The sequence below is a fragment of the Enterococcus sp. BWT-B8 genome, from assembly GCF_020567625.1.
GTDB lineage: Bacteria > Bacillota > Bacilli > Lactobacillales > Enterococcaceae > Enterococcus_L.
Genome location: NZ_JAJDJV010000026.1, coordinates 1 through 10,809, shown reverse-complemented (window position 1 = coordinate 10,809; position 10,809 = coordinate 1). Strand labels below are relative to the sequence as shown.

At 36.1% G+C, this 10,809-nt stretch carries 10 protein-coding genes and 12 tRNA genes; 1 reads left to right on the top strand and 21 read right to left on the bottom strand.

Features of this window, described 5'->3' with window-relative positions; translation table 11 throughout:
* Positions 1-268 precede the first annotated feature (268 nt).
* The 9 genes from LI951_RS14930 to LI951_RS14890 all read right to left on the bottom strand — a co-directional run bounded on the left by LI951_RS14930 (position 269) and on the right by LI951_RS14890 (position 9,065).
* Positions 269-1,834 carry a PTS transporter subunit EIIC gene (locus tag LI951_RS14930; RefSeq protein ID WP_229442794.1) on the bottom strand — a complete coding sequence of 522 codons (1,566 nt, stop codon included), beginning with the start codon at positions 1,832-1,834 and terminating at the stop codon, positions 269-271.
* A gap of 69 nt (positions 1,835-1,903) precedes the next feature.
* Positions 1,904-2,650 carry a carbohydrate deacetylase gene (locus tag LI951_RS14925; RefSeq protein WP_229442793.1) on the bottom strand — a complete coding sequence of 249 codons (747 nt, stop codon included), beginning with the start codon at positions 2,648-2,650 and terminating at the stop codon, positions 1,904-1,906.
* 19 nt (positions 2,651-2,669) lie between these two features.
* The gene (locus tag LI951_RS14920; RefSeq protein ID WP_229442792.1) at positions 2,670-3,998 is read right to left on the bottom strand and encodes a 6-phospho-alpha-glucosidase; all 1,329 of its coding nucleotides are present in this window, start codon (positions 3,996-3,998) and stop codon (positions 2,670-2,672) included.
* Between the two features lie 488 nt (positions 3,999-4,486).
* The gene (locus LI951_RS14915; RefSeq protein WP_229442791.1) at positions 4,487-4,672 is read right to left on the bottom strand and encodes a hypothetical protein; all 186 of its coding nucleotides are present in this window, start codon (positions 4,670-4,672) and stop codon (positions 4,487-4,489) included.
* A gap of 1,149 nt (positions 4,673-5,821) precedes the next feature.
* A complete protein-coding gene (locus tag LI951_RS14910; RefSeq protein ID WP_229442789.1) occupies positions 5,822-6,088 on the bottom strand; it encodes a hypothetical protein in 267 nt (88 codons plus the stop codon).
* A 43-nt stretch (positions 6,089-6,131) separates the two neighbouring features.
* Positions 6,132-6,812, bottom strand: a complete 681-nt coding sequence (locus tag LI951_RS14905; RefSeq protein WP_229442788.1) for a flavodoxin — start codon at positions 6,810-6,812, stop codon at positions 6,132-6,134.
* A gap of 246 nt (positions 6,813-7,058) precedes the next feature.
* The gene (locus LI951_RS14900) at positions 7,059-7,907 is read right to left on the bottom strand and encodes an aldo/keto reductase (protein ID WP_229442787.1); all 849 of its coding nucleotides are present in this window, start codon (positions 7,905-7,907) and stop codon (positions 7,059-7,061) included.
* A 42-nt stretch (positions 7,908-7,949) separates the two neighbouring features.
* Positions 7,950-8,372 carry a MerR family transcriptional regulator gene (locus LI951_RS14895; protein ID WP_229442786.1) on the bottom strand — a complete coding sequence of 141 codons (423 nt, stop codon included), beginning with the start codon at positions 8,370-8,372 and terminating at the stop codon, positions 7,950-7,952.
* Positions 8,373-8,474: 102 nt separating this feature from the next.
* A complete protein-coding gene (locus tag LI951_RS14890) occupies positions 8,475-9,065 on the bottom strand; it encodes a histidine phosphatase family protein (protein ID WP_229442785.1) in 591 nt (196 codons plus the stop codon).
* 158 nt (positions 9,066-9,223) lie between these two features.
* Here LI951_RS14890 and LI951_RS14885 point away from each other — a divergent pair, with 158 nt between their 5' ends.
* Positions 9,224-9,574, top strand: coding sequence for a hypothetical protein (locus tag LI951_RS14885; RefSeq protein ID WP_229442784.1), 351 nt, complete (start codon positions 9,224-9,226; stop codon positions 9,572-9,574).
* Between the two features lie 77 nt (positions 9,575-9,651).
* Here the strand turns inward: LI951_RS14885 and LI951_RS14880 are convergent.
* The 12 genes from LI951_RS14880 to LI951_RS14825 all read right to left on the bottom strand — a co-directional run bounded on the left by LI951_RS14880 (position 9,652) and on the right by LI951_RS14825 (position 10,761).
* Positions 9,652-9,735 (bottom strand) — tRNA-Leu (locus LI951_RS14880).
* Between the two features lie 29 nt (positions 9,736-9,764).
* Positions 9,765-9,835, bottom strand: a tRNA-Cys gene (locus LI951_RS14875).
* 9 nt (positions 9,836-9,844) lie between these two features.
* Positions 9,845-9,916, bottom strand: a tRNA-Gln gene (locus LI951_RS14870).
* A gap of 28 nt (positions 9,917-9,944) precedes the next feature.
* Positions 9,945-10,017: transfer RNA gene (locus LI951_RS14865), tRNA-His, on the bottom strand.
* An 18-nt stretch (positions 10,018-10,035) separates the two neighbouring features.
* Positions 10,036-10,109, bottom strand: a tRNA-Trp gene (locus LI951_RS14860).
* Between the two features lie 2 nt (positions 10,110-10,111).
* Positions 10,112-10,192: transfer RNA gene (locus tag LI951_RS14855), tRNA-Tyr, on the bottom strand.
* A 4-nt stretch (positions 10,193-10,196) separates the two neighbouring features.
* Positions 10,197-10,269 (bottom strand) — tRNA-Phe (locus tag LI951_RS14850).
* A gap of 20 nt (positions 10,270-10,289) precedes the next feature.
* Positions 10,290-10,362 (bottom strand) — tRNA-Asp (locus LI951_RS14845).
* A gap of 5 nt (positions 10,363-10,367) precedes the next feature.
* A tRNA-Val gene (locus LI951_RS14840) sits at positions 10,368-10,440 on the bottom strand.
* Between the two features lie 17 nt (positions 10,441-10,457).
* Positions 10,458-10,529: transfer RNA gene (locus tag LI951_RS14835), tRNA-Glu, on the bottom strand.
* 15 nt (positions 10,530-10,544) lie between these two features.
* Positions 10,545-10,633 (bottom strand) — tRNA-Ser (locus tag LI951_RS14830).
* Between the two features lie 54 nt (positions 10,634-10,687).
* A tRNA-Asn gene (locus LI951_RS14825) sits at positions 10,688-10,761 on the bottom strand.
* Positions 10,762-10,809: the final 48 nt, after the last annotated feature.

Sequence of the window (10,809 nt, the reverse complement as noted above, 5' to 3'; positions counted from 1 at the left end):
CTCAGTTTGCGTCATCGTGAGTTCATCCTTTATTGATTGGTGTAAGAACCTCAATAATACATGAAATGTTGCGATGACGTTTTTTTATTTTTCTAGGTGGCTAAGTTCATTATAAAATCCGCCAAACAGAAGTATTTTTAAAAAGATACTATTCAGCAAATAGAAAAACATCTGATACTAGTAATTCTACTAACATTAAATTTTTCGAAGTCACACTGATTAACTCACATTGATCTTCCATCAAAAAATAAATACTTCTGTTTCAAGTTCACTTCTCGCCAAGTGAATTAGGGTGCTGCTTTCCTAAACCAGTGATAAATATTTCCAAATCGTCACGAACATTCTGAACTTCACGCCCAATAACAATCTGTACATGATTATTTTTAAGAATAACCCCTGAAGAAGGATACTTCTTTAACATTGCTTCATTGATTTTTTCATCATCAATAATATCAATTCGTAAACGTGAGACACAGTTGGCAATGTTGCTAATATTTTCTTTTCCACCTAATCCTTCAACAATATAAGCTAATTTTCCATTGAGATTCCCTGCATCACTTATTTCAACTGCTTTATCTTCCTCATCACTCATATCTGTCCGACCCAAAGTTGGAATTTTGAATTTTTTAATCAAGAAAACAAAAGTGAAATACTCTATTATAAACAAAATCACAAAAATAATTGGAATCAACCATTGATGCCCTAATTTCATTGGTATAACAAATAAGTACATCATCGTATTAATTAAGTTTTCCACCATCATCGTTAAGCCAAAGACATTGCTTAGCACTAAACCTAATCCATAAATAATTGAATGCGCAAACCATAGCAGCGGAGAAGTAAACAGAAAAATAAATTCAATTGGTTCAGTAATCCCACCTAAAACAGCAGCTAAAACTGCTGGTATAACGATTGCTTTTACCTTTTGACGATTTTCCGGTCGAGCTGTTTTGATCAACGCAAATGCAATCGCAATTGGTAAAGCAGTATAGCCAAAATTCGCTAAATAACCAACAGAAGGATCTATAGATGTTATACTGCTGATATTTCCAATTTCTGCTAACCAGATATTCATTGCCCCAAAATAACTTTCACCGGCAACAACAGCTGTACCGCCAAGCGGCGTATAATATAACGGCATCCATAACAGATGATGCAAGCCAAATGGGATCAACATTCTGTTAGCAAAGCCATAAATTCCATACCCCAGCGAACCAGTACTTGAAATGATACCAACTAATCCTGTTACTAAATAGTTAATTAACGGCCAAACATAAGTAACTGCAGTAGAAAAAATAACTATGGCAAAAATCAGTAAAATATAAGCAAATTTACTGCCCTGATACGCTGCCAAATATTTGTGAAATTTCACTTCACTAAAGTGATTAATAAACCATGCAACAAAACAACCAATTGCAATCCCGGAAAAAACACCCATATCGGTAATTTGTGTACCCAGTACAATTGCCTGACCTGTACCTGCTAAACCTTTCTCTCCAGCTTCTGCTAAGCTATTTGTGAATTCTAGCCAATAATGATTGGCCTGTAAGAAGATCATAAACGCACTAATCCCCATAATCGCTGCATCTGTTTTTTTCTTTTTAGCCATTGCAGCAGCAATTCCTACACAGAAAATAACTGATAAATTAGAAATGGTACCGCTTTTAATAACAGTGAAGAAAAAATTGCCGATTTCACTAATTACTATAGGCATTTTCTCCAAGCGCAAAATGGCTGAAATTGAGATAAAAATCCCCGAAATTGACATGAACATAATGGGCTGGATAATAGAACGTGAGAAACTTTGGATCGAATTATATATTTTTTCTTTCAAGATTTTCCCCTCCTAGGTAAACTTGTTTTCTCTCTTTCAGGTATCTTCAAAAGAGAGAAAACTAACCACTTAAATATCAGCATAGGTATTCAACTGAATATGATACTCTTTGAACAGCTCTGGATATTTTTCATTCATCAATTCTTTAATAATGTACGGTCGGTTATTACTAAAACTAGATCGATTCAATAATTCATCATCAATATAACCTGGATGACACATCACCTCAACCAGCTCATAGGTCTCGCACTCCTGTAATAAATTGTTGCGATTCATATGCTGCCAAATCGGCTTTTCACAAGCTAACCGATCAAATGTTGCATAAAAACGATTCGTTGTTTTCAAATCCTCAGGAACTGAAAAATTATTACGTACAGGCAATTGATATCTTCGCGCTAATTTAACAAAAACTTCTGTAATCCCTGTAATAGAATTCACATGATGATGACTGTCTAAATGTGTTGGTTGAATCCCCTGAGCGAAAACTTTTTCAATCTGAGCTTCCCATTCCATATACAGCTCTTGCATATCAATCTCAAACTTATTTTCATAAAAAGATAGATGGTGAAATTCACCAGTTTCTGTAATAATTGAGGGTACAGTATTCAACAGCGGACAACCACAAGTCAAAGTCAAATGAACTCCTATCCCTAAATCAGGATTATCTTTTGCTAAACAAACAGCATGTCCAAAACCCGGCATATTTGCCATAATTGTAGTTGAACTTAGCACTCCCTTTTGATGGGCGTCAATAATTCCAAAGTTCACCCCACGACTATACCCAAAATCATCAGCATTAATAATTACTTTCGACATATTTGCTTCCTACTTCCCTTTAGTTTAATTCTACCCACTGGTCACCGTTTACCTGAATAAATTCATCCAGAACTTTTTTAGCTACTTCAGCATTTGGAACAGATTGATTTAATGAAAAGGCTTGTAACGCTTTTTGGTAAGAATTTTCGAAAAAAGCATCCACTAATAATTTTTCAGCGGCTACTTGCGCTTCCATCAATCCTTTATGAAAATCTGGAATATTTTCTCGTAAAGAGACTGGTTCCACACCTTTAGCATTTACATAACAAGGAACCTCAACCACTGCATCTTGGCGTAAATTAGGAATAGCACCTTTGTTTGGAACAATCAACATAAATCGATCATGCTTATTATTTAAAATAGCTAAAGCCATATCTACAATATATTCACCATGCACACTTGTTTCATAATCAATTGCTTCTAAATCTGGATTATTTTGAATTTGCGCAACAGTATCCTTAATTTTCTTTAGCTTAGTGTCCATAATACGGTTTGCTCTTGTATAATTAGGATCTGTTTTTTCGACTACTTTATTGGGGAACAAATAGTATTCCAGGTAGTTATTTGGAATTTGTTCCGGGAAATAGTTAATCATCATTTCCATTAGCTTATAAGCTTCTGCCCAGCTTGATTCCAGTCCTTCCAGCACAAATCCTTTTTCTTTAATTTTATTCAAAATTTCAGGCATAATATCTTCATTTCTAGAAGCATCATAAATGCTTTTATACCAGCCAAAATGGTTTAATCCGTAGTAATCCGGCATCCATTGTTTACGATCATAACCAAACGAGTTGGCAATCAATTCTTCTATTCCAATCGTCATATCACAAGCATTAATAATTTTAATATCTGGAAACCGACGCCGAACAGATTCTGCTATAATCGATTCAGGATTAGTATAATTTAAAATCCAAGCATTTGGTGCATATGTTTGAATTGATTCAACCATGTTCAAAAAGCTCTTCATTGAACGCATCCCATAAGAAAAACCACCTAAGCCGCAAGTTTCCTGACCTGTCAACCCATATTTTAACGGAATTTTTTCATCCTGTTCACGCATTTTAATACCGCCCGCTCGAATTTGAGAAAAAATGAAATCAGCCCCTTCAAAGGCTTCTTGCAGATTATGGGTAATGGTAAGATGAATGCTGCTTTTGTGTTTCATCAATAAGAATTTAATGATGATTCCCATATCATTATTTCGTACTTCATCAATATCATAGAGACGAATTTCTGATATATCGAATTGTTCTTTTTGCTTAATCATTGTCAAAATCAATCCCGGTGTGTATCCGCTGCCTCCACCAGCAATCGTAATTATTAGTGATTCTTTTTTTTGTTGTGCCATTCTATTAACCACCTTTATTCAATTTCTTAAAATTTTTTGCTCAGTTCATCATACCTTATTTCAAGAAAAGCTGAGCAATGACTTCCAATGTATTAACTATGTCTTTTTCACAGAATAGAAGCTTTTTGAATTGATCTTGCCTGATTACTAAAACCAGCTTATTGAGCTCTTTGTTTGATCCGACACTTTTGATACAGTCATTTAGATAATTTTAGTGCCCGCTTCAAATCCTTGACCTACATCAGCCATACATCAAAAGGTTCTCCATACAAATCAACTGTGTCCAGTCTAAGATATGAAGTAAAATTTCTGCACCTGAGTAGTATATTGACCGAATTAAAACTAAACTAGGTTTCTATATGCAGCCTGCCTATATGGGAGCAACTCGGCAAAGAACGCCGATTTCATCCCTAACTGTAGTCAAACTATCTGTGAAAATTATAAAAACAGCTTAAAATTTTCTATAAACATCATTTATAGACTATCTTTTATTGCAATTTGGTCAGACCATTAGCTTCAATACCAAGAGCATATTTTGTTTGGTAGAGACTTGTACTCTTTCCAGAGACAATCATAAAAATTTCTCCATCTGTTTGGGCTGCAGCAAACTCTTCTTCTATCATTCCAGTGACAAATACTGAATCGTTACCTCTTCCAATAGCTTTTATTCTCATGCATAAGGAGCAAGCAATGTAAGCGGTCTCTTATTATTAAAGGGCATTCTTTTGTAACCTTCTTTACCTAAGTATAAGTCAAAAGAAAAAATACACTATTCCATTTTTTGGAATTTTTTCCATTCTATTAACATTCTATCTTCCCAAAAATAGTTCCGCTTACAAACTGTTGGTACAAATAAAATTGAAGATATTTTATAGAACTACCTCCATTTTTTGAATAAAAGACATCAACAACTTTAAACCCATATTCCCAAATATCTGTTGCTTTATAAAGACTCAACCTATTATTTTATCAATGACCTTTTCCTATTGATGCTGTAATTCTATGTCTTTCTCAGCAGAGAATATTGTAATAAAAACTGCCAATTGCTTATCAAAAGCTTGATCTCACTGCTCTTAATTATAATTTTCCCAACCAATAAGCAAACCTTTCCAAAAATCAAAGCATTTTGAATGAGCCACAGTCTTTATAGGAATCCCGAAAAAACTGACTCTTTAAGATCGCTTCGCTTATCACCACCTGAAAATAATTTTTAATACTTAGCATTGCCCTTACTGATAGATTTTGCATTCTATTATCAAAAATCAAAGAGGATGTGACAAAAATACGTCACATCCCCTTAAAACTAAATAAATGATATTCCAAAGCTCCTGTATACAAAGCTTTTAGTGCCTGCAAGCTTTCTTGTCAATTTCATGAATTCCTTCTTATTGTCATGGAACACTATTCATGAAGTGAATAGCTGTGAATGGATACACTCCGCTGCGCTTCGATCACATCAACTTCTATGTATGAAACATACGAGAGTTGACAGTCACTAGGATTGCTTTAGCAGAGTAGATGGAGTCCTGTTACCTACTAGGTGAAGGTCCTGGAGCTTTTTATATTTTTGAGAGTATTCCGCTTATTTCCGAGATGCTGCCTGCGATAGTTCACTCTTATTACTGAATGAATTTTGTAAATTCATTGAATTGTCGGTTCGCATACCATCCCGCTAGCTATTCCTGCAACAGTGAGACTGGCAATTCTGCTAACTAACTTTCTACTATGGAAAAATCTTGTATCTACGAGTCTCACCTTATTTCCAACTTTATTCACTAATAGGTAGCTAAAATCCAACATAGTATTTAAATACTTCTCATTTTTTAAAATAGAATAAAATTTGGGCTTATCAATAGTTCCCAGATCAAAAAAACAACCAGATTTTCATTATCTTTAATTTTTGTTTTCAGAACACCTTCTACTAATAGGAATATACCCACATCTTTTTGATAATAAATACCTCCTGCTGACAATGAAATGGTCGGTTTTGCTTTAGTATATTTCAAAGGAATCCAATTATTGTGGATAACAATATGACTATACATTCTTAAACTAATTGACAGCAGCATGATTTTTAGCCTTTTTCCCATACCTGACTAAGTCACCTTTCCCTACAAATCATCTCCAAGTAGCTCATTCGTTTGAAAGCTCCAAACTGTTTAACCAGTCAATCACCGTTTCTTGCGAGTCAGCGATATCATTTCGGGATATAGTTAGTCCTTCATTCAACTTAACTTGTGCATCCGGCTCTAAATCAGTAATTGTAGTAATTGTCCGGGAAAAACCACTGCCGCCATGAGTTGAGAAAGGAATAATTTTTTTACCAGAGAAATCTACTTCATCAAAAAAAGAATACATTGGTTTCGGTAGATCTGACCACCAAATAGGATAGCCTATAAATATGGTGTCATAATTACTCAAATTCTCAATCTGTGAAGAAACTGTTGGTCGAACATTAGTTTCAAGTTCATCTTCTGCTTGGTCGACTAACTCATCATGATCTGCAGGGTATGCTTCTTCCGTAATTACTTCAAAGGTATCACTATTTGTCGCTTCACTAATCCATTGAGCAATTTGTTGTGTATTTCCCAATACTTCACCGTCATTCACCACACGGCTGGCTCCTGCCACGGTATCTGTACCGCTAGCTTCCGGAACAGTAAAATAGACAACTAGAGAGTTGCTTTTACTGCGTTCATTTTGACTTACTGTTGATTCCAATGGTTCTCTAGGCGTGCTGGCTTGATCTGATTTACAACCACTTATGACTAATGTAACTAATATTAGTAGTGTAGAAACTGTTAGCTTTTTCACAATAAACCTTCTTTCAATTGATTTTGACGTTATAACTCGTCACTCATTCTTCTTTTAAACTATCATAAACTATAGAGCTAGCTTCCTTGAAGCACCTGTAACAACAAGCACTTTGTTTGATATTAAACATTCCTTCTAAGAATTATGAACTCACACTATAGCAAGTGTTATTAGACTTAAAGCAGCATGCCGTTTGTATAGATCCATTTATTCTTGACGGTATGCTGCTTTAAAATTTATTGATTATTAAACATTCATTTTACGGCTTGCCATCCATTTAATCATTTGTGAATCTGCATGTGAAAAGAATTGGCTTTCCCCTTCGTTCAATTTCTTAATCTCAGTTCGATCTTCCTCAGTTAATCCAAAATCAAATATATCTAGATTTTGAGCCATTCTTTCTGGTTTAACTGATTTAGCTAGTACAACGATGTTCTGTTCAACTAACCAACGAAGAATCACTTGAGCAGTTGATTTCCCATATTTCTCACCAATTTTTGTTAGTATAGAATTTGAAAAAATATCTTTTTTCCCTTCAGCAAATGGGGCCCAAGCTTCTGGAATAATCCCTTCCTCAAGTAGGGCTTCGATATTATGGGATTGCTGTTGGAACGGATTGATTTCAATCTGATTCACTTGTGGAACTACTTCATTAAATTCTGCTAAATCGATTGCTCTATCAACAGTAAAATTAGATATCCCGATTGCTCTAATTTTACCTTCTTTTTGCAGCTCTTCCATTGCTCGCCAAGCACCATAAACATCATTATATGGTTGATGCAGTAAAAGCAAATCAACATAAGCCATTTTTAAACGTTCTAACGATCGTTGGAATGAAGCTTTGACTCCCTCATAAGAAACATTTTCTACCCAAATTTTAGTTGTTATAAACAGTTCTTCACGAGGAACACCTGACTTGATTACACCTCTGCCAACCCCCACCTCATTCTGATAGGATTGAGCTGTATCGATATGGCGGTAGCCAGCCTGTATCGCATCATATACAGCTTGTTCAGTATCAGCATCTGAAATCTGGAACGTCCCAAATCCAAGAATTGGGATTTCAACACCATTGTTTAGTTTCACATTTTGCATAACTCTTTCCCCCTAATTATTTTCTAATAGTCTATCTACCTGCTATTTTTTCAAATGATCTATATTCCAGAGCTCTTCTATCTCATCATCAGAGAATTTTCCTGCTTTAAATTGTGCAATATGTTCATCATACGTATCAATTTTATACTGTAATAAATTACGAACTTGATTCATTTCTTTGATTTTCTGATCGAGTTCCTTTAATTGATCCTTAAGAATTTGTTTTTGTGCTAATCTTTTTTCACCTTCCATTTGAGCTAACGTTGCAAACTCAATTAAAGATTCGATTGATAAACCAGCATTTCTTAAGCTTTTCACTAAGAATATCCAGTTTAAGTCTCTTTTCGTATAAATTCTGTAGCCATTCTTATCTCGTTCAACGGGCGGAATCACACCAACTCGTTCATAGTAACGTAATGTATCAACAGTCAGATCAAACATTTCTGCCGCTTGTTTACTATTCATTTCATCATCTCCTCCCAATTTATTTATTTTTGCTGATCAATTTTCTTTATGTTCATATAGACTAATAAGAGCACAGGGTACCCTTTTTCGAAAAATATTATTTTAAGATGAACTTTCAGTAATTACTGAAAAATCATGATTGATTATTTCCAGTAATCGAAATTGATCCTCAGCAAACTCAAATTTCAAGATACAACAATTACCCAGTGGTTTCTTTTGATCTATATCACTTGTATGAGCCCATTTTCTCATGAATTGTCTACAAGCAGCTCCATGTGAAACCATCATTATACATTCTCCCTGCTCTGCCTTCATCAACTCAAAAATGGTTTCTGAAACTCTTTCCTGAAATTGTGCTTCCTCTTCTCCTCCAAAAGCCACAAAAAAATCTTTATACGGTAATGGCGGATTTAAATATTCATGCTCAGCTTCTAAACTACCAAAATTCCATTCCTTCAGCCCTTTTACTCTACTATAATCTGTTTTTGTAACAAGCTCTAACGTATCACTTGCTCGTTCTGATGTAGAAGAATATGCGCCATCAAATACTATATTATTTTTAGAAAAATACTGACCTGAAATAATTGCCTGTTTTCTCCCAAACTCAGTCAGTGGAGAATCAGACCACCCTTGAATCTTTTTCTGCTGATTAAAAATAGTCTGTCCGTGCCTCATTAAATATAATGTTTTCATTAGTTACATCGTCCCTCCTATACCTTAAACTTATCATAAACCATGGAGTGAACTTCATAGCAACTCATTTTTTCATTTTTAAGTGGTTTTATTCCATTTATTGTAATTTATAATAAAAGATCGTTTATAACTGATGTACAAAGATAGAAAATATTAACATGCATGCTTCAATGACAAGAACGAGCACCCTCAAAAGCAACTGGGGAATTATAGCTGTTTCTATAATTTTTACAGCTAGTGTTATATCCGTAGATTTATCTTCAGAAGTTAGTAAAACACTCACATGTGGCAAAAACAACAGACTCATTATAAATCATCCAAAAACAAAAGCAGGATTAAGAACAATTTTAATTGATAAAATACTTACTAACGCTCTTATTGAATACAGAAGCACTCAAAGAAAAATAATAAATATTGCTTCAAGTTCCTCATTCATCTTCTCAGATGACATCGGTATGCTTATTAGCTTATTAATCCTATTATTTGAAAGTTTCATAGAAAATGGGTAGTAATGGGGTAGTAATTATTTTTTTCAAACAAATAAAAAAAGATGTACCAAACGTTCTAAACGTTGATACATCAATGATACCGGCGGCCGGGGTCGAACCGGCACGCCCTCGCGGGCACTGGATTTTGAGTCCAGCGCGTCTGCCAATTCCGCCACGCCGGCATGAAATAAAATCATTATTAATTATTGCAAGGCGGTAACCGGATTTGAACCGGTGATGAAGGTTTTGCAGACCTCTGCCTTACCACTTGGCTATACCGCCATAATTAAACTGGGGTAGCTGGATTCGAACCAACGAGTGACGGAGTCAAAGTCCGTTGCCTTACCGCTTGGCTATACCCCAAATACCTTAACCCTATTTAAAAGGTAAGGGCGAATGACGGGAATCGAACCCGCGAATGCCGGAGCCACAATCCGGTGCGTTAACCACTTCGCCACAATCGCCATAAAACTTATCAAAAATGGCAGGGGCAGCAGGAATTGAACCCACACTAACGGTTTTGGAGACCGCTGTTCTACCTTTAAACTATGCCCCTAATGGAGGAAAGTGGATTCGAACCACTGAACCCTAAGGAACGGATTTACAGTCCGTCGCGTTTAGCCACTTCGCTATTCCTCCATAATGGCGCGAGACAGAATCGAACTGCCGACACACGGAGCTTCAATCCGTTGCTCTACCAACTGAGCTACCGCGCCAAGTATAAATTTAAAAACTACGGTTCCGACGGGAATCGAACCCGCGATCTCCTGCGTGACAGGCAGGCATGTTAACCCCTACACCACGGAACCGGAGATGGAGGTTAACGGGATCGAACCGCTGACCCCCTGCTTGTAAGGCAGGTGCTCTCCCAGCTGAGCTAAACCTCCAAGAAAAAATTCCAATATGACCCGTACGGGATTCGAACCCGTGTTACCGCCGTGAAAGGGCGGTGTCTTAACCACTTGACCAACGGGCCATTAAAAAATAAAAACGGAGAGTAAGGGATTCGAACCCTTGAGACAGTGTTCACCGCCTACATGATTTCCAATCATGCTCCTTCGGCCTCTCGGACAACTCTCCTGAGTTAAAAGAAGCACTTTGCTTTACTCTATAATAATACATCCTAAATAGGAACTCCGGCAGTAGGACTCGAACCTACGACATCATGATTAACAGTCATGCGCTACTACCAACTGAGCTATGCCGGAATCATCGCGCGGCGGCGTCCTACTCTCACAAAGGGAAACCCTTCACTA